Origin of the sequence: Chryseobacterium cucumeris, from assembly GCF_001593385.1 — a bacterium.
GTDB lineage: Bacteria > Bacteroidota > Bacteroidia > Flavobacteriales > Weeksellaceae > Chryseobacterium > Chryseobacterium cucumeris.
The window spans coordinates 893,075-916,300 of the sequence record NZ_LUVZ01000001.1 but is presented as its reverse complement, the minus strand read 5'-3'; the positions used below and the strand labels follow the sequence as shown (position 1 = coordinate 916,300).

The following is a 23,226-nucleotide window of genomic DNA, read 5'->3' as shown; positions in this document are numbered from 1 at the left end:
AAGAAGGTTTTAATGGTGTTCAACTTCATCTGTAATCTCTTTTTTAGTTTTTTTGGGAATGTTGATGGTGAAAGTTACGCCCAGCCCGCTGTTTTCTGCTTTTATACTTCCTCCGTGTGCCTCTACAATTTTTTTGGAAATGGCCAATCCCAGTCCGCTTCCTGTAGGCTTTAATATGTTTTGGTTTTTCGATTGATAAAATTTATCAAAAATCATTTCCAGATCCTCCTCCGGAATATGCTTTCCGGTATTGAAGATGGTAATGATCAGCTGCTGATCTTTTTCAAACAATTTGGTCTGAATGGTGCCATGTTCTTCCGTAAATTTTAAAGCGTTTCCCCAGATATTCTGAAACAGCTGAATCATTCTTGCTTCATCATATTCAAATATAGACTGATTCAGGAGATTAACTTCACTCAAATGAATATTTTTCTGCTGTATCAGGTGAAGAAGCGGATTCAATGCTTTTTTATACGTGTCAACAATATTGTTTTCCTGAATATGCAGAGAGATTTCACCATGCTGCAATTTATCCAGATAAAGAATATCATTGATGATTTCGCTTAATCTGTCGGATTCTGTGATGATGTTGTTTAAAAACTCCTGTTTGATGTCAAAAGGGATATCATCGTCATCCGCTAAAATTTCTCCTGCTGAACGGATGGCCGTAATCGGAGTTCTTAGCTCGTGAGCGACAGAATCCAGAAAATCGTCTTTTTGGCGGTCTTTAATAATCAGACTTTCATTGGCAGTCCTCAGATCATTAGACAGTTTCTGAAGTTCTGCAGACTGTTCGGTAAGCTTTTTATTTAAGCTGATATTTTCTTGTGATTCTTCGAGAATATTTAAAACTTCTTTTAAAGATATTTTATCTTCCTTGGTTACTCCTTCAATCAATATTTTTGCGGAAGCTGTACCGATTCTTCCGGCCAAAAGGTTTTCTGAGAATTTGATAAACCTTGAATCGGCTGTCTCAGTATTGGAGTCGATGTTATATTTTAAATTAAAAATCCTTAAGGCCTGTTCCGTTTTATTCTTACCTAAGAAACGTTCCAGAATATTCTGAATATCAGAAATATAGGCTGTTCCTCGCCAGATAAAAGCATTTTCGTGATTCTGAATGTACTTATCGATGTCTACGTAAAGCTCAGCAAAGTTTCTTTCACGGTAATTTCCTTTTGAACTTACGGAAACAATTGTAAACAGGCTTGTATTGACCAGCATCGACCAGAAAAAGATCTGTGGAATTCTTCCTAAATAAGGAATGGTAAAAAATCCGAAAGCATTATACATATCCCTCAAGACCCCTTTAAATTCCTGATTGTACGAAAAATAATACTGGGGAATAATCAGTCCGAAATAGCAGATTACCAATCCGGCTAAAAGTCCTGTAACAGCACCTTTATAACTTCCTCTTCTCCAGAATAAAGCTCCGAAAAATGCAGGTGCCAGCTGTGCAATCACGACAAATGAGATTAATCCTACCGAATCCAGGGAAGTTTTCAAAATGAAATACTTGTAGAAGGCAAAAGCCATAATGATCAATGCGAAAATACTGAACTTCCTGATATTGGTGATGATTCTTGTATTTTGCTCCTCGCTTTCAGATTTTAATTTTCCCAGCAATCCGTATGGAATGATGAGATTGTTGGAAAGCATGATGGATAAAGTAATGGCAGAGATAATGATCATGGAAATACATGAGCTCAATCCTCCAAGAAAGACGAATACTGTGATCAAAGTATTGTCGAAATGCTGTGGAATCAGAATAGAGTAGAACTCAGGATTTACTTTCTGTCCGTCAAAAATTAATCTTCCTCCCCAGGCAATCGGGAAAATAAATACAGTAAAGATTAGAAGGTAAAGCGGAAAAAACCAAATAGCTGTTCTGATGTGCTTTTCCTGCCTGTTTTCAACAATAGCAGTGTGGAACTGTCTTGGGAGAATGCAGATCGCTGTTGCGGAAATCATGCAGAGAACCATCCAGTTCAGGGCACCTTCAATTCCGTTGAAGGTGTTTTTTTCTTTAAAATCTTCAAATTTACTGGCTTTCTCATAAATATCTGAGAAACCATCAAAAACATAATAAATAACGAAAAATCCGAGAATAATAATGAAAAACAGCTTTAAAAAACTTTCCAGAGCAATGGCGGAGATAATTCCAAGCCTTTTTTCTGAAGCATCCACATATCGTGTTCCATAGTAAGAAGAAAATAAAGCGATTAAAATTACCACGAAAGTTGCATTATCAGTAAGAATGTCTTTCGACATCGGAGTTTCAGTTACCAGATGGAAGGTTTCAGAAATGGCTTTAATCTGCAGCCCGATATAAGGAACTATCGCCAGAAGGCAGACTATCGTGATAATGGCACTCAGGCTTCTGCTGTTCCCGTATCTCAATGAAATGAAATCGGCAAGGCTGCTTATTTTGTTGACCCTTGAAATTCTTACAATCCGGGTATTGATATAGATCCATGCCGGAATAATCATAATAGGTCCAATGTAAATTGGTAAATAGTTTAATCCGCTTGTTGCTGCCACACCGATACTTCCATAATACGTCCAGGCAGTACAATATACAGCAAGAGATAAAGCATAGATGTATGGATTATTGATCCAAAGCTTGCTTCTTTTCTTCTCTGCCAGGTAGGCAACTAAGAAAAGGAGGGCCAGATAAAACAGAACGACAAAAAATAATGCGAAACTACTCATCATGTCTTTTTACAATTACAAAAGAAATCACAATGGAAATCATCCAGACCACGAACAGATAAATAAGGATCATAGGATAGCCCAAAACTTCCCTGTCACTATTGAAAAGAAGTGAAATAGGAATGCTGAAAGCAATCATAAGCCCTACGCTCAGTATGATAAGTTTTTGTTCGTGTCTTTTTTTCATAATTATTTTATTTCCTTACTGAAGCATATCGCTTCTTCACGTCCGATGTAAATTCCATAATTTTCAATGACCTTATATTCGTTTTTCAGATAAAACTTTACGGCATTGTCATTTTTTTTACGGGTTTCCAGATAGATGTATTTATAGTCGAATTGTTTTGCGGCTTTTTCTAACGCCGAGAGAATCTTTCCGCCCAGGCCTATGTTTTTGTCCAGGGAGAACATGCGTTTAATTTCACATATTTCTGGTGAAAGGGGGCGAAAACCTCCACAGGCTATGGGTTTTTCATCACTTACAGCAATGAGGAACAAAGCTTTCTCCTGACAAAAGTCATCAAGGTTTGCACTTTTGCTTCCACTCTCACCAGAGATTGTAATAAGAGAAGTATTTAATCTGTGGATGAGGTCAATAACGCTCTTATCCTGAGAAGGACGGGGAATTGCTTTAATCGTGATATCCATTTTTTTATAATTGATAACAGATCATTGATGAATGCCGCATTCATCAATGATCTGTTTTTTGCTTTTAAATTTTATCGTCAGAATATTCTCCTTTTAAGGCGTAATAACCGAAAACTGCCATTCCGCCTGAGATAATCGGCATCAGTACAAAAAGAATGATGATGCCAAAAACAAGATCTTCCTGTTTTCCGGAAGTTATTTTCGGGATTCCCAGTACGGTAATTCCGAAGTAACCCACAATTACTGCTATTGCGATCCAGAGAATGCCTAATATTTTTTTTAGTCCGTTCATTTTAGTAGTTTTAAAATTAATAAAAATTTGAGTGATTCAGTACCTAATCGTGAAGATTATTGTTCTTATTTTTAAGATAAAATAATCCGATGATCAAACATACGGCAGCGACTCCAATCGGGTACCAGAGTCCTTCCAGATACCATGTTGCATGTCCTGCTTCTTTTCCTGTAGTCACCAGATAAGTAGCTACCGCTGGAAGAAGTCCTCCAAAGACCCCGTTTCCAATATGATAAGGTAATGACATTGAGGTGTAACGGATTCTCACAGGGAACATTTCAACAAGGAAGGCAGCGATAGGTCCGTAAACCATCGTTACAAAGATCACCTGGATGAAAACAAGGAATACCAGGTACCATTTGGTGTTGTCACTTAATTTTAAACTTTGAGAAACTTTGGCTTCCTCCGGTTTTCCGTCTTTCATAACAATCCCTGAAGATGACCAATGAACTACGCTGTCTTTTTTAATTAAAGTTCCGTCTGTATAAAGTGTTTCTTTGTGAAAAGTCACCAGGCTGTCTGTCGCAATATCATTGTGGATTTTAGCCGTTCTTTTTTCTGTAATTCCATTGGCTGCAATCGTTTTGTTTTCGAGGTTTACACTTTTAAACATGCTGTCGTAAATAGGTCTGTACGCTAAAATAGCAATCAGCATTCCGGTCATCATCACTGCTTTTCTGCCGATTTTGTCAGAAAGCCATCCAAAGAATACAAAGAAGGGTGTTCCTAAAAATAAAGCCGTAGCCATCAATGAATCTACCTGCGCCGATTCTACATTCATGACCTTTTGAAGGAAACTCATGGCATAGAATTGTCCTGTATACCAGATTACACCTTGCCCCATCGCAGCCCCGAATAAAGCCAATAGTACAAATTTGAAATTGTATTTGTTTCCGAAACTTTCCTTTAAAGGGTTTTTGGACGTTTTTCCCTCGCTTTTGGCTTTCGCAAAAAGGGGTGATTCTTTCATGTTCTTTCTGATAATGTAAGATACAGCAACCATCAGAATAGAAATCCAGAATGGAACTCTCCATCCCCACGTATCAAATTCTTCTGCAGAAAGAGTGGTCTTGGTGATCAGAATAACAATTAATGAAATGAAAAGTCCGGCTGTTGCTGTAGTCTGGATCCAGGAGGTCCAGTATCCGCGGCGATGAGGTTGTGCGTATTCTGCGACATACGTGGCAGCACCTCCGTATTCACCTCCTAAAGCAAGCCCCTGAAGTAATCTTAAAATTAAAACCAAAACCGGTGCCAGAAATCCAATGGTTTCATAACTTGGAATACATCCGATCAGGAAAGTGGAAAATCCCATAATCAGTAACGTAACCAGGAAAGTATATTTTCTTCCGATAAGATCTCCCAGTCTCCCGAAAAATAATGCCCCGAAAGGTCTTACTACAAATCCGGCAGCAAAAGTAGCCAGGGTAGATAAAAATGCGGCAGTAGGATTATCCGCAGGGAAAAATTTGGTCGCTAAAACAACGGCCAGACTTCCAAAGATATAGAAGTCATACCATTCTATCAATGTTCCGAGAGATGAGGCAGTGATCACACTCCAGATGGTGCGGTTTTTCTGCCTGTCGGTCATATTTTCGTAGCTTTCGTGATGATTTTCGCTCATATTGATTAGTTTTTGATGTTAGTGGAATAGGATGTTAATTATAATTTTTTTTGAACCATTAAAACCTTACAGGTAGATCTGAAACTGTACAATAAATTCTCCTTTAGAAGAAGGACTTTCCGTAGGATTTGTATAAACAGGCCTTGTGGAATACTGTGTCGTTATTTTTGCATGATGTCCGTCTATAAACCAATTGGCTCCAACATCGAACTGAGATGAAGATTTATCAAAAGCCTCAAAACTTTTACGAGTATAAGCAGCAAAAGGCTGTATTCTGATTTTTGGCTTTTCTGCCTGACTCGGTAATAGTAAACCTGCCTGGGCGTAGATAATATTACCTGTTCCAATGGTTGGCTGTAGATTTCCTGGTCCTGCAATGGCTTTATTCCCAATAAAATTAGGATCAGAGGCGCCAATATTCATGGTTCCCAGATTTCTTACATAGTTCGGTCCGAAATTGTAATTATAATATCCGGCATAGGCAGAAACGGCCATTTTATTTTTTGCCTCACCCAAAGGAATATCTGCAAACGCATCTACAGCAAAAAGGGTAATATCATGTTTTTCAATGTTTGAATTGACAGAAGTTCTTGTTCCGTCAGCCTGATGATAAAAACCGGCACCTACATTGAAGACTTTTTTTGTTCCCAGGTAAGATCCAACTTTAAAAGGAAGTGTGTTGGATTCTTCATCAAGAAACTGATATTCAACATATCCTGCTTTTGAAAAACTGGGATTTCCGTTATTATCAACAGCGACTGCTTTTGAAGGATCTGTTACATTCACAGGAACAAGATCTGTGGCGAAAGGTTTATTTAAACTGAAACGATATTCCAGTTTTCCATACTTTCCTTTGGCAAACATTCCGAGCTGTCTTGCAAACTGATCTGAATTATCAATCAAAGGCCATGAGAAAACAGGAGAATCTAATGTAAGGAAGTTAAGCGTCGAAGCCATGGTCATACGGGAAAGTCCCATATAGTAGTGTAGTCCGGCCCCTAAAGTTAAACTGAATTTTCCCGCTTCTCCAGGTAAAATAACTGCATATTCGTTCCAGGCATCATGAAAGAACAGCTGGGTTTTCTTTCCGTTTCCATAACCTCCTGTTCCTGAGGTGCCTGAAGCGCCACCATTGATGAAAGTCTGATTATTAATTCCGAAATGGAGCAGGATCATATATCTCTTAGAGATCTGTGCGTATGTTAATGCACGTAACCTTCTGTTTCCCAGACTCCATGAGTTGTCAGTGGGTTCACCGCCTACCATGGTTCCAGGGTTCATAGATGTATTTCTTACCCAAAACTGGTCCCATAAAATAAATCTGACGAATTTATCCCCGTTTTGGTTGAGGTTAAGTTTTAAGCCACTGCCATAATCAGGAGAGCCTTGTGAATATAAGGAACTGCTGATTAAAGCTAATCCAATGAATGTAAGTAATTTCTTCATAAATTATCAATTTTTGGCGTTGTTTTTTGTGAATGCCAAATTGTAATTAATAATTTATTTATGAAAATTTAATATATATTATTGGTAATAGTATAGTTGGTATTTAGTAGACTTTGATTTTCGGGATGCGGGGTTCGAGGTTTGGGGGTTAGGATTTAAAATTATAATTTTTTAAATATTTGATATACAGTTTTTTGTAAGAGTATTTTCACCTCGGTTTTAAAACTTCATGACTCGCATCCCGCGAAACCCACATCCCTAAACCCGCGCTACTTTTTAAACCGTTCCCACTTAATCAGCATATACTTATCGGCAAATTGTGTGATGATAATTCCGGAGTTTTTAATATTCTCTTCCTGAGCGATATACTCAATCAGTTCGCTTTGCTTTAGTATCTTATAAACAGGATGGAATTCAGAATGGGGCGGCCTTGTGATATTGTATTTTTTAATCCATGAGCTTATGGTAACATGGGAAACACCGATAATTCTTTCAATTTCACGATAACTTAAGCCTTCCAGATAAAGCTGAAGAGCTTTGGTTACATAGTAATCATCTATTTGCTTTCCCAGTTTTTTAACGGTAAAATAATAGTTGCAGTCTTTGCAGTGGAAGCGTTGTTTATTGTTGATGATACCGCTTTTTACTACTTTGATACTCTTGCATTTAGGGCAGGTGTTTTCCATAACTATATTATTTTAGCAAATATATAATAAATTAGCAAATGTACATTTTTGTTTAAAGATAATTTTACCTGCTTAAAATTTTAAAACAAAAAAAATATCTTTTTAATTTGGATTTAAAAGAAATTATATTTTAAATTTGCCAAAAAAATTAGATAAATAAATGGAAATAGAAATTTCCTCATGCGAACATCTAATGTATGTGAGTGAAATACAGCAGGAAATGTACGATTCTGCACAGCGCAGAGGAACGGGTATCGCAAAACGTTCTATAGAATATTTGAGTAAAAAGATTTCAGAAGGCAATGCTGTGGTAGCCACTGAAAACGGAGAGTGGGTAGGTTTCTGTTATATAGAGACCTGGTCACATGGGAAGTTTGTGGCTAATTCGGGGCTGATTGTGTCACCGAAATTCAGGAACGGGGGAGTAGCGACTCAGATCAAGCAGAAAGTTTTCCAGTTATCTAGAGACAAATATCCGGATGCGAAAGTGTTTGGATTAACAACAGGTTTGGCAGTAATGAAAATAAATAGTGATTTGGGATATAAACCCGTGATCTATTCTGAACTGACTCAGGATGAAGAATTCTGGAACGGCTGCAAAAATTGTGTAAACTATGAAATTTTAATGATGAAGGAACGTAAAAACTGTCTTTGTACAGCCATGTTATTTGTTCCGGAAAACGATAAAAAAAAAGAGGAGGTAGTGAATAATCTGCCTGAAAATAAATATGATGGAATGATTCAGAAAGATTTTGATGAATTCCATGTGACCATTAATAAAAATAAAAAGAGTCCAGATGAAAAAGAAAGTCATCTTAGCGTTTAGCGGAGGTTTAGATACTTCCTACTGTGCTAAATATCTTAGTGAAACACTAGGGTATGATGTGTATGCCGTTACTGTAAACACCGGAGGTTTTTCAAAAGAAGAAGAAAAAGAGTTGGAAAGAAAAGCCTTAAACCTTGGAGTAAAAGAGTACAGGTGCGTAGACGCTCAGGAAGATTACTATAATTCATGTGTGAAATATTTGATTTTCGGGAATGTATTGAAAAATAATACCTATCCTCTATCGGTAAGTGCTGAACGTACTATTCAGGCGCAGGAGATTGCAAAATATGCCATTGAAGTACAGGCAGATGCCATTGCTCACGGAAGTACAGGAGCAGGGAACGATCAGGTTCGTTTTGACTTGATTTTCCAGGTGATGTGTCCAAATATTGAAATTATTACTCCAATTCGTGATATGGCTTTGTCCCGTGAAGAAGAAATTGAGTTTTTGAAAGAACACGGTTATGAAATGGAATTTCAAAAAGCTCAATATTCTGTCAATAAAGGACTTTGGGGAACTTCAGTAGGCGGTAAAGAAACACTGACATCCAGAAATTACCTGCCGGAAGAAGCTTTTCCATCCCAGATTAAAGAAACTCAGCCTTCAGAGCTGGAGATCGAGTTTAAAAACGGAGAAATGGTAGGAGTCAATGGAGAAAGCTTTGAACATTCAGTATACGCCATTCAAAAAATAGAAGAACTGGCTTCAGCATATGGAATTGGCCGTGATATTCACGTAGGGGATACCATTGTTGGGATTAAAGGACGAGTAGGATTTGAAGCGGCAGCAGCATCGGTGATTATCAAAGCGCATCATTTATTGGAAAAACATACGCTTTCAAAATATCAGCAAATGATGAAGTCGCAGTTATCCGACTGGTATGGAAACTGGCTTCATGAAGCACTTTTCTTAGATCCTGTCATGAGAAATATTGAGTCGTTCTTGGTAGATTCTCAGAAAACAGTAACCGGGAAAGTATTTGTAACCCTTCATCCTTACAGATTTATTCTTAACGGAATTGAATCTGATCATGATCTGATGTCCGACAAATTCGGAAGCTATGGAGAAGCGAACAGAGCATGGACGGGAGAAGATGTAAAAGGATATACGAAGATTGTAAGCAATTCTTTAAATATATACCACCAGATTAACCAAAATATCAACTAGTTCCGCAAGGACGATGTAATGAAAGGCAGAACAAAATGCTGTCAGAATTAAAATGAAGAAAACAGTAGGAATTATTGGTGCCAACGGTTATACAGGAAGTGAGCTTATACGCTTACTGGCTTTTCATCACCATGTGACATTGAGTTTTTTATATAGTCGTTCGAATTCGGGAACAAGAATTTCGGCTCTGTACCCGGATTTAACGACGGTTTGTGAAATGGTTTTGACGGATAAGCCTGAAGACGTGGATATTCTTTTTCTATGTCTTCCTCATAAAGAAAGTCAAAACTGGTTAACGCAGAACCCTGTCAAGGATGAAACGCTGGTGATTGATCTTGGAAACGATTTCCGCTTAGAAGGAAATTTCGGAAACAGAAATTTTATCTACGGATTGCCGGAAATTAATAAAAAACAACTAGTGGGTGCTAAAAGTATTGCGAACCCGGGATGTTTTGCTACGGCCATTCAATTGGCTTTGTTGCCATTGGCGGAAAAAGGAGTGTTGAATGAGGTCTTTACCACAGGGATTACGGGTTCTACGGGAGCCGGGCAGTCTCTGCAGGCAACGACTCATTTTACCTGGAGAAATGATAATGTTTCAGCCTATAAAACATTAACTCATCAACATGTGGATGAGATTTTGCAGCAGCTGATTGCATTCAATAATAAAGAAGTAAACCTGAACTTTGTTCCTTGGAGAGGAGATTTTGCAAGAGGGATTTTTACAAGTTCCACCATGAAGACGGAGCTGGAGCTGGAGGAAATAGAACATTTGTATCAGGATTTTTATGCAGAGGAGCCTTTTGTTACAGTAAGCAGGAAGGCAGTGGATTTAAAGCAGGTTGTCAATACCAATCGCTGTGTGATTCAAATCGAAAAGAGTGGAAATGTTGTCGTTATTCACTCAGCGATTGACAATTTGTTAAAAGGTGCTTCGGGGCAGGCCGTACAGAATATGAATCTGGCTATGAACTGGGAAGAAAATGCAGGATTAAACCTGAAACCGATAGCATTCTAATATAGAAAGTAGATGGATGTATGGGAACTCGAAACCCGAATCCCGCATCATTCATTATTTATCAATTATCATTTATAAAAAGACATGAATTTATTCAACGTATATCCATTATTCAACATAAATCCGGTAAAAGCTCAGGGATCCTTTCTTTGGGACGATAAGGGAGAACAATATCTTGATTTTTACGGAGGTCATGCTGTGATTTCTATCGGGCACAACCATCCACACTATCAGAATAAGCTGAAAGATCAGCTTGAAAAAATTTCTTTCTATTCCAATTCTGTTCAGAATGAATTACAGACTGAACTGGCAGAAAAATTAGGAAAGCTTTCAGGATATGAAGATTATAACCTTTTCTTATGCAATTCTGGAGCAGAAGCCAATGAAAATGCATTGAAGCTGGCTTCATTTCATAACGGAAAAAGCAAAGTGCTTTACTTTTCAGGCTCATTTCACGGCAGAACTTCTGCAGCGGTTTCAGTGACTGATAATCCGAAAATTGTAGCTCCGGTTAATTTTTCTGAAAGATTTATCAAATCAGAATGGAATGATATACAAGAGCTTGAAGAAACCTTTGAAAAATTTGGAAATGAAATTTCATCCGTAATCATCGAAGGAATTCAGGGAGTAGGAGGAATTATGATTCCAACACCGGAATTTTTATCTAAAATCAAAGAATTATGTGAAAAATATGATACTGTTCTTATTTTGGATGAAGTGCAGTCCGGGTATGGGAGAAGCGGATATTTCTTTGCGCATCAGGAATTTGGTGTAGAAGCAGATATTATTACTACGGCTAAAGGAATGGGAAATGGTTTCCCTGTGGGCGGAGTTTTAATCCATCCTAAATTCGAGGCAAGCAATGGTTTGCTTGGAACTACATTTGGAGGAAATCATCTGGCTTGTGCAGCTTCAATTGCTGTGCTGGATGTCATGAAAGATGAAAATCTTCTTGAAAATGCACAACAGATGGGTGAGTATATTGAAAATGAAATTAAAGATTTGCCACATATTAAATCTATCCGAAGGAAAGGATTGATGATCGGAATAGAACTCGACAGAGACTGTTCAGAAGTAAGGAAAGAATTACTGTTTGATCATCATATTTTCACTGGAAACTCTAATGATAAAAGTGTTTTAAGGATTCTTCCGGCACTGAATATCAAAAAAGAGGAAACAGATCTTTTCATCAGTGCCCTGAAGGGGGTATTGGAAAATATCTAAGGGATTTAAAAACAAAATCTTTAAAATTACTTTAAAATGAAATGGATATTCCATTTGTCCATTGAAAAAAAATAGAAAATACCAAATGAAAAAATTTACCTCTGTAAGTGATGTAGAAAACTTACAGGAAATCATAAAAAAAGCTTTACAGATAAAAGCAGACCCCCTTACTGAAACACAAAAAGGAAAGGGAAAAACAATCGGACTTGTATTTTTAAATTCAAGTTTGAGAACCCGTCTGAGCAGTCAGATTGCAGCTCAAAATTTAGGTTTAAATGTGTTGACGTTAAATGCAGCACAGGAAGCCTGGAATCTTGAATTTGCTGACGGAGCGGTGATGAACGGCGACACTGTAGAACATATCAAAGATGCTATCGAAGTGTTAAATCAATATTGTGATATCATTGCGGTACGTTGTTTTGCAGGGATGAAGAGCAAAGAAGATGATGTGAATGAAAGCATCCTGAGCCAGTTTGAAAAGCATGCAAAAGTACCTGTTATTTCTCTGGAATCAGCTACCCGCCATCCACTACAAAGTTTAGCAGACTGCATCACTATTACAGAAAATTGGAAAAAAGACCATAAACCAAAAGTGGTATTGACCTGGGCACCGCATATCAAACCTATTGCTCATGCCGTTGGAAATTCTTTCGCAGAATGGATGCAGGAAATGGATGTAGAGTTAGTGATTACAAACCCCGAAGGGTATGATTTAGATAAAAACGTCACAAAAGATGTGAAAGTAATCCATGATCAGGATGAAGCATTGAAAGATGCAGACTTTATCTATGTGAAAAACTGGTCTTCTTTTGATGACTACGCAGCAATGCCTGAAGTAAAGGGTGAGTGGATGCTTACGAATGAAAAACTAGCGCATACCAATGATGCGAAAGTAATGCACTGTCTACCGGTTCGCCGTAATGTGGAACTGAGTGATGAAGTGATGGATGGAGATCATTCTATCATTTATCAGCAGGCAAAAAACCGTATTTTCTCCGCACAGGCTGTGTTCAGTGAAATTTTAGATGAATTGAAAGCCCAATAATAATCCTTGTCAAGGTTCAAAACGTTGACAAGGATAGAAAAAAGAAAAGATCACAAAACGTTTACAATGAAAGAAAAGTTATACATCATAAAAATTGGCGGAGCTTTAATAGATGATGAGGAATTATTGAGCCAATTCTTAGAACAGTTTTCCGAAATTACTGAAAAGAAAATCCTTGTTCATGGTGGTGGCAAGTTGGCAACAACGCTTGCTGATAAGCTGGGTATCGAACAAAAGATGATCAATGGAAGGAGGATTACGGATAAAGAAACACTGGATATTGTAACGATGGTATATGCAGGAGGAATCAATAAAAATATCGTTGAAAAGTTGCAGCAGAAAAGATGCAATGCCATAGGATTCTCAGGAGCAGACGGAAATTTAATTAAAGCTAAGAAAAGAGAACATCCTGAAATCGATTTTGGATTTGTGGGGGATATTACCAAGAAAAGTGTAAACAGAAAGCTGGTTTCAAAACTCATCAAACTGGATCTTGTTCCTGTATTTTCTGCGATTACCCACGACAGAAAAGGAAATCTTTTCAATACCAATGCAGATACCATTGCTTCTGTGATGGCGCAGGCTCTTTCTGAGAAATATGAAGTTGAACTGTTGTATTGTTTTGATAAGGAAGGTGTTTTGGAAGATATAAACGATCCTGAATCTGTGATTAAAAGTGTAACTGAAGAAGATTTTACCACACTAAAAGAAGAAGGAAAACTTCACAAAGGGATTTTGCCCAAACTTGAAAATGCTCTTGGAGCTATAAAAAATAATGTAGACAAAGTGTTTCTGATCAAAGAAACAGAATTGAAAAACCATATAGAAAATCATCATGCAGGAACTGAAATCTGTTTATAATAAAGAAGAGCTATTGAATAATGCGGTCGGATTGCTTAAAAATTTGATTGAGATTCCTTCATTCAGTAAAGATGAGTTTAATACTTCGGTAGAAATTGAAAATTTTTTCAAAAAACACCAGATTCCTACCAAACGTTTTAAAAATAATATCTGGGCGGTAAATAAGCATTTTGATGTCTTTAAACCTTCTATTTTACTGAATACCCATCATGATACGGTAAAGCCAAATAAAGCTTACACGCTGGATCCGTTTGTCCCTATTGAAAAAGATGGAAAATTATTTGGATTAGGAAGTAATGATGCCGGAGCTTCTTTGGTTTCTATGGCACAGGTTTTTTTACATTTTTATAATAAAGAAGATTTAAAATATAATTTAGTTATTGCTTTGACGGCAGAGGAGGAGATTTCAGGATTTGATGGAATAGAGGCTCTGTTTCCGCAGCTACACAACGTAGAACTCGCCATTGTAGGGGAACCCACGCAGATGAATCTGGCGATTGCTGAAAAAGGACTTCTTGTGATTGATGGAGAAATGAAAGGTACTCCTTCTCACGCCGCTCATCCTAATGATGATAACTCAATTGTAAAATGTATGCAGGATCTGCAGAATATTCTTTCCTTTAAATTTTCTAAGGTTTCAGAATATCTGGGCGAAGTTAAAGTGACTTTATCAGGAATCCATGCAGGAGTACAGCACAATGTCGTGCCGGAGTCTTGTAATTTCACACTGGATGTTAGGGTAACGGATGAATATTCCAATCAGGAAGCATTTGAAATCATTCAGTCTCAGATGAAATCTACATTAACAGCAAGATCGTTCAGGCTGAATTCCTCCAAGATCGAAATGGATCATCCGTTTGTAAAAGCAGGAATTGAAATCGGAAGGACCACCTATGGTTCACCTACTTCCTCAGATCAGGCGATTATTCCATGTACATCAGTGAAAATGGGACCTGGAGACAGTAGGCGCTCTCATACTGCAGATGAATTTATCTATATCCATGAAATAGAAGAAGGAATAGAAATCTACATCAGAATTTTAGAAAAAGTGTTATAAGAATGGAAGATGGGTGTAGGAAGATGGAAGTTATTGCAGTGTGTTATTAGCTTCCAGCCTCCAGCATCAGACTTCCGGCTCAATATATGTTTTGACTCCGTCCGGCAGGCATGAAGTTTAGTTTTTAAAAGATTTATGCAAAAAAGAAAATTAGGAATGAAAGCTTCACATAAGGAAATGTTTTTTTATAGTTATTAGTAATAAGGATTGCCTTGCCGGGCTTGTCAAGACCCATCAGTATTTTAAATCAGAGAATATGAAAAAAATATGGCAGAAGGATGACCTTGCCACCAATATACTAGTCAATAACTTTACAGTCGGTAAAGACCTTGACTTTGATGAACGTTTAGCCAAATATGACGTAAAAGGCTCTATGGCCCATTGCAAGATGCTGGCAGAAACCGGAATTATCACTCAGGAAGAGTCAGAACAGATGTTATCTGTCTTAAATAGTATCTTAAATCAAATTGAGGATGGGACTTTTGAAATTGATAAAGAAGCTGAGGATATCCATTCTCAGGTAGAAGCAATCTTAATTGAAAAATTAGGAGATACAGGAAAGAAAATCCATACGGCAAGATCAAGAAATGATCAGGTTTTACTGGATATCAAATTGTATTTATTGGATGAAATCCGTGAGATCACAGCCCTTACAGATGAGTTTTTCCAGATTTTAATTCAACTGGCAGATCAGCATAAAAACGTTTTGCTTCCAGGATATACTCACTTGCAGATTGCAATGCCTTCCTCGTTTGGATTGTGGTTTGGAGCTTATGCAGAAGCGCTTTTGGATGACGTGGAAATGTTATTTTCAGTAAAGAACATCATTAATAAAAACCCATTAGGATCAGCGGCTGGTTATGGTTCATCTTTCCCGATCAATCGTGAAAGTACCACTTACAATCTAGGCTTCCAGTCGATGAACTATAATTCGGTGTATGCTCAGATGACCCGTGGAAAGTCAGAAAAAATGTTATCAATGGCAATGGCTACTTTAGCTGGAACACTTGGGAAATTTGCTTATGATGTATGTTTGTATCTAAGCCAGAATTTTGATTTTATCAGCTTTCCAAAAGAATTTACTACGGGAAGCAGTATTATGCCGCACAAAAAAAATCCGGATATCTTTGAGCTGGTTCGCGCACGATGCAACAGAATTCAGTCACTTCCCAATGAGTTGATTCTTTTGACAAGCAATCTGCCTTCAGGATATCACAGAGATGTACAGTTGACCAAAGAAATTCTTTTCCCGGCTATTGATTCCCTGAAAGAATGTCTGGAGATCCTAAGCTATACTTTACCAAATGTTAAGGTAAAAGACGGGATTCTTGAGGATGAAAAATACAAATACCTTTTCAGTGTGGAAAAGATCAATGAAGAGGTGAAAAGCGGGAGCTCTTTCCGTGATGCTTATGTGAAAGTAGGGCAGGAGATTGAAAATAATGAGTTTGAATTTGAACCTGGAAACCTTGAACATACCCACCAGGGAAGTATCGGAAATCTTTGCCTGGACAAAATAGAATATCAGTTCAATAAACTGAAAAATAAATTATTGGGTTAGAATCTAAGCCATTAAGGTCGTCAAAAACTTAGGTAAAAATCAGTGGAAATTCTAAAAATATTTTAGCCTGCTGTCTTTTCGTTTGTGGAAACCTTAATCTTTAATAAATCTTAACTGCTTAAGTGATCTTAATGGTTGGATTTTACTCCGCTCTTTGAATTTGATGATTGATCTTTAAACTTACTATGGTTGGAAATTGAGATTAAATCTGCTATATAAAATTTTATCGGAGATAAAATCTTTGCGCCTTAAAGCATAAAATTAATAAATTTCTTTTGCGTCTTTGCGTTTTCTAAACAAGATAGTAGAAATGAAAATTGTTGGTATACACAAAGGTGCAAGGAATTGTATAATAGATATTACTTTTAAGGCGCAAGAAAATCAAAGATTTCCAACAATTGAAATAGGAATGAATAATGAGTTTAAAATGAGAGGGATTATTCCAGATCAATTTTAAACTTGGTGGATTTTTTCACCTCGTGAAGTACAATAGAACTGTGATATTGTCCGATGTTGGGAAGGTTTGAAATTACGCTCACGGCAAACTCATTATAGGAATTGATATCTTTCGCGATAATTTTCAGCATATAATCATATTCCCCGGAAAGGCTGGTGATTTCCTGAACTTCGTCGTATTTGGAAATGTTGTCCTCAAAGGTCTCCAATACTTTTTTGGATTGCTCCTTAAGACGGACATTGCAATAAACGATGATATTCAGACCCAGTTTTTCACGGTTTAAAAGACCTACGTATTTTTCAATGATGCCCTGCTTCTCCAGTTGTTTGATTCGCTCATACGTAGGAGTAAAGGTAAGACCTATCTTTTCGGAAATTTCTTTAACCGATAATGTAGAATCTTCTTGAATAATACTGAGAATCATTTTGTCTTTTAAATCCATAAATAAAGTTGTGTGCTAACAAAAATATTAATTTTAAATGAGAATAAGGAAAGACTGAAGTTTTTAATTTATTTTAAACATAATTTTTGTAGGTTCATGAAATTGTTGTATCTTTGCACCTAATGAATAAAAAAGCATTTATATCATTAGATTTACCGGGCGAAAGCGCCCTTTACGATATTTATTGTTATTAGCGAAGATTGTTGTCTTCGCTTTTTTTATGCCCAAAAATTAGAATTATGTTTACGATTACAGAACTAAGCACCGAGAGAATCAACAGTATACTGACAGAAGCACTGGCTTTTGCAAATGGTAAAACTGCTAAAATTGAAGGAGAAGTTTTTTGCTCAAACCTTTTCTTCGAAGACAGTACAAGAACGAAGACAAGCTTCGATCTTGCGGAAAGAAAACTGGGACTTCAGGTAGTTCCTTTTGATGCATCACACAGTTCGGTAAACAAAGGTGAGAGTCTTTATGACACTGTAAAGACCATTGAAAGTATAGGAGTGAACCTTGTAGTGATCCGTGATAAGAAAGACAGATACTTCGAGGAATTGAAAAATATTAAGATTCCGGTAATCAACGGAGGAGATGGTACAGGAAACCATCCTTCACAGTGTATGCTGGATCTGATGACCATCTATCAGGAATTCGGAAAGTTTGAAGGACTGAAGGTGGGAATTGTAGGAGATGTAAAACACAGCCGTGTTGCCAATTCAAATGCAGAAGCATTAAGAAGACTGGGAGCAAAAGTATACTTCTCAGGACCGGAACAATGGTTTGATGAAGGAGCCTTGATCAACGGAACGTATATGTCAGTGGATGAGCTGATCGCTGAAGTGGATGTTCTGATGTTATTAAGAATCCAGCATGAAAGACACGATGCAGCAATGAGCTTCACTGCTTCAGAGTACCATAAAAGATATGGTCTGACCAAAGAAAGAGAACAGGCCATGAAAAAAGAAGCAATCGTCATGCATCCGGCTCCGATCAACAGAGGTGTCGAGATAGATTCAGATCTTGTAGAATGTGAAAGATCAAGAGTCTTTAAACAAATGGAAAATGGTGTTTTCGCCAGAATGGCCATTTTGAAAGAAGCGTTGGAAAGTAAGGGGTATACTTTTAAATAAGAACCAAGGTAAAAGAGCCAGGGTAAAAGTAAAAAGTAAAAAGTAAAAAGGTAAAGAGCCGCGTAGGGGCGACCTGTTAATGACATATAAAATAATAAGAGATAAAAGTTTAAAATGAAGAAAAAATTAATACTGGAGTCCGGTGAAGTGTTTCATGGAGAAGGTTTCGGAGCAGAATTGGAAACTGCAGGGGAAGTAGTTTTCAATACCGGAATGACAGGGTATCAGGAATTGATCTCTGACCCATCATACTGTGGTCAGATAGTTTGTATGACCTATCCGCTTATCGGAAATTATGGTATTAACCGTGATGATTATGAAAGTATCGAGCCGGCAATTAAAGGGCTTATCGTAAAAGAACTGTGCGATCTTCCTTCCAATTTCCGTACTCAGATTACTTTAGATGAATTATTTAAAAAGAAAAACCTTTCAGGAATTTCAGGTATCGACACCAGAAGACTGACAAGAGTTCTTCGTAACCATGGAGTAGTAAAAGGAAAAATTGTAAACGATGATGCTGACGAAGCTGCTGTAGCTTCTGAGTTGAAATCAACAACTTTCCCAACCAATCAGGTAGAGGAGGTTTCTACAAAAACACCTTACGCTAACCCGAACAGAGGTTTCAAAGTGGTCCTAGTAGATTTCGGTGCAAAACTGGGAATTATCAGAGAATTGTCTCAAAGAAACTGTGACATCATCGTGGTTTCTCAAGACACGACTGCAGAAGAAATTCTATTGATGAATCCGGACGGTATCATGCTATCAAACGGTCCTGGTGACCCGGAAGATGTACCACACGCCTTGGATATGATCAGAGGATTATTAGGAAAAGTTCCAATCTTCGGAATCTGTTTAGGACATCAGTTAATTGGTCTTGCTTGTGGAGCGAAAACTTTCAAGCTGAAATTCGGACACAGAGGAGGAAACCACCCGGTATTGGATCTGGAGAAAAATACAGTAGCCATTACTTCTCAAAACCATGGGTATGCTGTTGATCAGGAAAGTTTAAAAGGAACAGACCTTATCGAAACACACATTGCCTTAAATGACAGAACAAACGAAGGATTAAAACACAAAATCCACCCTTGTTTCTCCGTTCAGTATCACCCTGAAGCAAGCCCGGGTCCTGAAGATGCAAATTACCTGTTTGATGAGTTCATTCAAATGATGGAGGACTTTAAGAAATAAGAGTGACTTCAGATATTAGACATCAGATAGCAGACTTTATCATGCATAATTTTGAAAAATTGGTCTTTTGGCAGAAATCTATTGAACTTGCAAAACAGGTTTATATCATTTGTGCGGAGTTACCTAAAGATGAAAAGTTTGGTTTGATCTCTCAAATTAAAAGATCTGTAATCTCTATTCCTTCAAATATAGCTGAAGGTGCAGGAAGAAATAATGATAGAGAATTTTATCATTTTCTTGGAATAGCAAATGCATCCTCCTTTGAGTTACAGACCCAGTTAATTTTAACTAGAGAATTAAATTTACTTGAAGCAGAAAAAGTTAATGGTTTAATATCAAATCTAAATGAAATTCAAAGAATGATTTATACATTCAAATCTAATTTAAAAAAGTAAAACAACCTGTTGGAAGTCTGAAATCTGACATCTAACATCTTGTATCTAAAAAAAGAAAAATGGCAAAACGTACAGATATAAAAACAATTTTAGTAATCGGTTCAGGACCTATCATCATTGGTCAGGCAGCTGAATTTGATTACGCAGGAACGCAGGCTTGTTTGTCTTTGAAAGAAGAAGGCTACAAAGTAATTTTGATCAACTCAAACCCTGCAACGATCATGACGGATGTGGAAATCGCTGATAAAGTATATATTGAGCCGATTTCATTACAGTTTGTAAGCCACATCATCAGAAAAGAACGTCCGGATGCTTTATTACCAACCCTTGGAGGCCAGACAGGTCTTAACATGGCGGTAGAACTGGAGAAATCAGGAATTCTTGAAGAGTGCAAAGTGGAAGTATTGGGAACAAAACTTTCTGCCATCAACAGAGCAGAAGACAGAGATCTTTTCCGTGAGCTGATGAGAGAACTGAACGAGCCGGTACCGGAATCTGATATCGTAAATACGGTTGAAGGAGCTCTTGCTTTTGCAGATGAAATCGGATATCCTGTAATTGTTCGTCCTGCCTTTACAATGGGAGGAACCGGAGGTGGTATCGCTTCCACAGAAGCTGAATTGAAAGAAATCGCTGAATTGGGACTAAAACACAGCCCGGTTACACAGTGTCTTATTGAAAAATCAATCGCAGGTTTCAAAGAAATTGAATACGAAGTAATGCGTGATGCAAACGACAACGCCATTGTGGTTTGTAACATGGAAAATATAGACCCGGTAGGTGTTCACACAGGAGACTCTATCGTAGTTGCGCCTTCTCAGACGCTTTCAGACAGAGAATATCAGCTGCTGAGAAATGCTTCACTGAAAATCATCAGAGCATTAGGAATTGAAGGAGGATGTAACGTACAGTTAGCTTTAGATCCGCATTCATTCGATTACTATATCATCGAAGTAAACCCGAGAGTTTCCCGTTCATCAGCATTAGCAAGTAAAGCAACAGGTTACCCGATTGCAAAGATTGCTGCAAAGATTGCTGTAGGATTGACTCTGGACGAAATCATGAACCCGGTAACAGGAAAAACATACGCATGTTTCGAGCCGGCTCTTGACTATGTGGTAACAAAATTCCCAAGATTCCCATTCGATAAATTCGAAACGGCAGACAGAAGACTTTCCACTCAAATGAAAGCTACCGGAGAAGTAATGGCAATCGGAAGAAACCTTGAAGAATCATTACAGAAAGCGATTCGTTCACTGGAAACGGGAATCAAGCATTTAGGTTTAAAAACCAAGCAGGCTCAGGCACTTACTGCTGAAGAAATCGAAAGAAGAATCAGAGTATGTGATGACGAAAGATTATTCATCATCGGGGATGCTTTAAGAAGAGGATACGACTGGGAACAGATTGTAGAATGGAGTAAAATCGATAAATTCTTCATCTGGAAACTGAAAAAATTAGTTGACTTCGAAAAAGTAATCGCTGAAAACAAATTCGATAAAGAAACCCTGATTGAAGCGAAGAGATTAGGCTTTGCAGACATCAATATCGCAGTTCTTTGGGATGTAAAAGAGCGTGAGGTTTTCAACTTCAGAAAAGAAAACGGAATCATGCCGGTGTACAAAATGGTAGATACCTGCGCCGCTGAATTTGAAAGTGAAACGCCTTACTTCTACGGAACTTACGAAGAAGAGAATGAAAGCGTTGTTTCAGATAAAGAAAAAATCATCGTACTAGGTTCCGGGCCTATCAGAATCGGACAGGGAGTAGAATTTGACTATGCAACGGTTCACTCCGTATGGGCAATCAAAGAAATGGGTTACGAAGCGATTATCATCAACAACAACCCTGAGACAGTTTCTACAGACTTCTCAATTTCAGATAAACTTTACTTCGAGCCGCTTACAGAAGAAGATGTAATGAACATCATCGAGCTTGAAAAACCAAAAGGAGTAGTGGTACAGTTCGGAGGGCAGACAGCGATTAACCTTGCCGATAAACTAGCCGCTCACGGAGTACAGATCTTAGGAACTTCACTGGAAGATCTTGACAGAGCTGAAAACAGAGATAAGTTTGAAAAAGCACTTCAGGAGCTTGGAATTCCTCAGCCAAAAGGAAGAACTTCAACTTCGAAAGAAGAAGCTATAAAAATTGCCAACGAAATCGGATATCCGGTATTGGTACGTCCAAGCTACGTTCTTGGAGGTAGAGCAATGGAAATTGTATACGCAGAAGCAGAACTGGCTCACTACATGGAAAATGCAGTAGAAGCAAGCCCTGAGCACCCTGTATTAGTAGACAAATACATGGTAGGAAAGGAAATTGAAGTAGATGCAATCTGTGACGGTGAAACAGTAGTGATTCCAGGAATTATGGAGCATATCGAAAGAGCAGGAGTTCACTCCGGAGACTCAATCGCAGTGTATCCGCCACAAAATATATCTCAGAGCGAGATTGATACTTTGGTAGACTACACACAGAGACTGGCAAAAGGATTAAACGTTATCGGATTAATGAATATCCAGTACGTTCTTTTCGAAGGAAATGTATATGTAATCGAAGTAAACCCTCGTTCTTCAAGAACAGTTCCTTTCTTATCTAAAATCACAGAAGTTCCAATGGCGAATCTTGCTACAAAGGCAATTCTGGGACAAAAACTGAAAGATTTAGGCTACGAAAACGGATTAGTTTCAAACAAAGAAGGAGTATTTGTAAAAGTGCCGGTATTCTCTTTCTCAAAACTAACGAAAGTTGATATCTCTTTAGGCCCTGAAATGAAGTCTACAGGAGAAGTTATGGGGAAAGATACAACCCTTGAAAAAGCACTTTACAAAGGATTGGTAGCAGCGGGAAGAAAAGTTCCTATGCACGGATCTATCCTGTTCACAGTAGCTGATAAGCATAAAGATGAAGCAGCAGCTCTTGCAGCAAGATTCCATGAAGTTGGATTCAGAATCTGGGCTACGGAAGGTACTGCGAAGTTCTTCGAAGAAAAAGGAATCCCTTGCAAAATCGGATACAAAATCGGAGAAGAAAGTGTAAATCTTATCGACCTGATCCAGAAAGGAAAAGTTCAGTATGTTGTAAATACCACTACAAAAGGTAAGCAGGCAGAAAGAGACGGATTCCAGATCAGAAGAATGAGTGTGGAAAACGGTGTTCCTTGTTTAACTTCAATGGATACGGTAGAAGCAATTCTAAAAGTAATCGAAAGCATGAGCTTCAAAATGGAGACAATGTAATTTCGAAAAATAAATATTCTAAACCTCATAGATTTTAAAAACCTATGAGGTTTTTTTATGCTCAAACCTACTAAAATAATACCACAAAAGGGTAATTGACATACGATTTCATACAGAGTACTTTTGGTATGTTATAATAAATGAAAGTTTGATAATACAACTCTCATTATATGCAAAACTCATTATCTAACCTCAAAAAACTAT

The 23,226-nt window shown here is 37.7% G+C and carries 20 protein-coding genes; 12 read left to right on the top strand and 8 right to left on the bottom strand.

Annotation, left to right across the window (positions count from 1 at the left end; genetic code table 11):
• Positions 1 to 9: 9 nt before the first annotated feature.
• From A1704_RS04115 to A1704_RS04085, 7 genes are all read right to left on the bottom strand, one after another.
• Positions 10 to 2,712 carry an ATP-binding protein gene (locus A1704_RS04115; RefSeq protein ID WP_062670714.1) on the bottom strand — a complete coding sequence of 901 codons (2,703 nt, stop codon included), beginning with the start codon at positions 2,710 to 2,712 and terminating at the stop codon, positions 10 to 12.
• Positions 2,705 to 2,899 carry a hypothetical protein gene (locus tag A1704_RS04110; protein ID WP_062670711.1) on the bottom strand — a complete coding sequence of 65 codons (195 nt, stop codon included), beginning with the start codon at positions 2,897 to 2,899 and terminating at the stop codon, positions 2,705 to 2,707. The genes A1704_RS04115 and A1704_RS04110 overlap by 8 nt, the downstream gene beginning before the upstream one ends.
• A 2-nt stretch (positions 2,900 to 2,901) precedes the next feature.
• Positions 2,902 to 3,360: a GNAT family N-acetyltransferase gene (locus tag A1704_RS04105; protein ID WP_062670709.1), complete on the bottom strand. Its 459-nt coding sequence runs from the start codon at positions 3,358 to 3,360 to the stop codon at positions 2,902 to 2,904.
• Between the two features lie 64 nt (positions 3,361 to 3,424).
• Positions 3,425 to 3,652 (bottom strand): DUF6814 family protein, encoded by a 228-nt coding sequence (locus A1704_RS04100; RefSeq protein WP_062670707.1) that lies wholly within the window; start codon positions 3,650 to 3,652, stop codon positions 3,425 to 3,427.
• A gap of 43 nt (positions 3,653 to 3,695) precedes the next feature.
• Entirely contained in the window at positions 3,696 to 5,276 is a 1,581-nt protein-coding gene (locus tag A1704_RS04095) for an MFS transporter (protein WP_062670705.1), read from the bottom strand.
• A gap of 66 nt (positions 5,277 to 5,342) precedes the next feature.
• Positions 5,343 to 6,722: a hypothetical protein gene (locus tag A1704_RS04090; RefSeq protein WP_062670703.1), complete on the bottom strand. Its 1,380-nt coding sequence runs from the start codon at positions 6,720 to 6,722 to the stop codon at positions 5,343 to 5,345.
• A 269-nt stretch (positions 6,723 to 6,991) separates the two neighbouring features.
• Positions 6,992 to 7,408 (bottom strand): IS1/IS1595 family N-terminal zinc-binding domain-containing protein, encoded by a 417-nt coding sequence (locus tag A1704_RS04085; protein WP_062670701.1) that lies wholly within the window; start codon positions 7,406 to 7,408, stop codon positions 6,992 to 6,994.
• Positions 7,409 to 7,568: 160 nt separating this feature from the next.
• Between A1704_RS04085 and A1704_RS04080 the strand changes: the two genes are divergently transcribed.
• The 8 genes from A1704_RS04080 (at position 7,569) to argH (ending at position 16,168) form a co-directional block, all read left to right on the top strand.
• Positions 7,569 to 8,234, top strand: a complete 666-nt coding sequence (locus tag A1704_RS04080) for a GNAT family N-acetyltransferase (protein ID WP_062670699.1) — start codon at positions 7,569 to 7,571, stop codon at positions 8,232 to 8,234.
• On the top strand, positions 8,206 to 9,402 hold the full coding sequence (argG, locus tag A1704_RS04075) for an argininosuccinate synthase (RefSeq protein ID WP_062670697.1): 1,197 nt from the start codon (positions 8,206 to 8,208) through the stop codon (positions 9,400 to 9,402). Before A1704_RS04080 ends, argG begins: the two co-directional genes overlap by 29 nt.
• A gap of 52 nt (positions 9,403 to 9,454) precedes the next feature.
• Entirely contained in the window at positions 9,455 to 10,420 is a 966-nt protein-coding gene (gene argC / locus A1704_RS04070) for an N-acetyl-gamma-glutamyl-phosphate reductase (RefSeq protein WP_082798698.1), read from the top strand.
• An 84-nt stretch (positions 10,421 to 10,504) separates the two neighbouring features.
• Positions 10,505 to 11,644 (top strand): aspartate aminotransferase family protein, encoded by a 1,140-nt coding sequence (locus tag A1704_RS04065; protein WP_062670693.1) that lies wholly within the window; start codon positions 10,505 to 10,507, stop codon positions 11,642 to 11,644.
• Positions 11,645 to 11,729: 85 nt separating this feature from the next.
• Positions 11,730 to 12,689, top strand: a complete 960-nt coding sequence (locus A1704_RS04060) for an N-acetylornithine carbamoyltransferase (RefSeq protein ID WP_062670690.1) — start codon at positions 11,730 to 11,732, stop codon at positions 12,687 to 12,689.
• A 66-nt stretch (positions 12,690 to 12,755) separates the two neighbouring features.
• A complete protein-coding gene (gene argB / locus A1704_RS04055; RefSeq protein ID WP_062670688.1) occupies positions 12,756 to 13,550 on the top strand; it encodes an acetylglutamate kinase in 795 nt (264 codons plus the stop codon).
• Positions 13,525 to 14,607, top strand: coding sequence for a M20 family metallo-hydrolase (locus tag A1704_RS04050; protein WP_062670686.1), 1,083 nt, complete (start codon positions 13,525 to 13,527; stop codon positions 14,605 to 14,607). The genes argB and A1704_RS04050 overlap by 26 nt, the downstream gene beginning before the upstream one ends.
• 256 nt (positions 14,608 to 14,863) lie before the next feature.
• On the top strand, positions 14,864 to 16,168 hold the full coding sequence (gene argH, locus A1704_RS04045; RefSeq protein WP_062670684.1) for an argininosuccinate lyase: 1,305 nt from the start codon (positions 14,864 to 14,866) through the stop codon (positions 16,166 to 16,168).
• A gap of 437 nt (positions 16,169 to 16,605) precedes the next feature.
• Here the strand turns inward: argH and A1704_RS04040 are convergent, their stop codons facing one another.
• Positions 16,606 to 17,067 carry an Lrp/AsnC family transcriptional regulator gene (locus tag A1704_RS04040; RefSeq protein WP_034696246.1) on the bottom strand — a complete coding sequence of 154 codons (462 nt, stop codon included), beginning with the start codon at positions 17,065 to 17,067 and terminating at the stop codon, positions 16,606 to 16,608.
• 239 nt (positions 17,068 to 17,306) lie between these two features.
• Between A1704_RS04040 and A1704_RS04035 the strand changes: the two genes are divergently transcribed.
• The 4 genes from A1704_RS04035 to carB all read left to right on the top strand — a co-directional run bounded on the left by A1704_RS04035 (position 17,307) and on the right by carB (position 23,022).
• Complete coding sequence (locus tag A1704_RS04035; protein WP_062670681.1) at positions 17,307 to 18,197, top strand: aspartate carbamoyltransferase catalytic subunit; 891 nt, start codon at positions 17,307 to 17,309, stop codon at positions 18,195 to 18,197.
• Positions 18,198 to 18,311: 114 nt separating this feature from the next.
• A complete protein-coding gene (locus tag A1704_RS04030; RefSeq protein WP_062670679.1) occupies positions 18,312 to 19,385 on the top strand; it encodes a carbamoyl phosphate synthase small subunit in 1,074 nt (357 codons plus the stop codon).
• 41 nt (positions 19,386 to 19,426) lie between these two features.
• Positions 19,427 to 19,780, top strand: a complete 354-nt coding sequence (locus A1704_RS04025) for a four helix bundle protein (protein ID WP_062670677.1) — start codon at positions 19,427 to 19,429, stop codon at positions 19,778 to 19,780.
• 59 nt (positions 19,781 to 19,839) lie between these two features.
• A complete protein-coding gene (carB, locus tag A1704_RS04020) occupies positions 19,840 to 23,022 on the top strand; it encodes a carbamoyl-phosphate synthase large subunit (RefSeq protein ID WP_062670675.1) in 3,183 nt (1,060 codons plus the stop codon).
• Positions 23,023 to 23,226 lie beyond the last annotated feature (204 nt).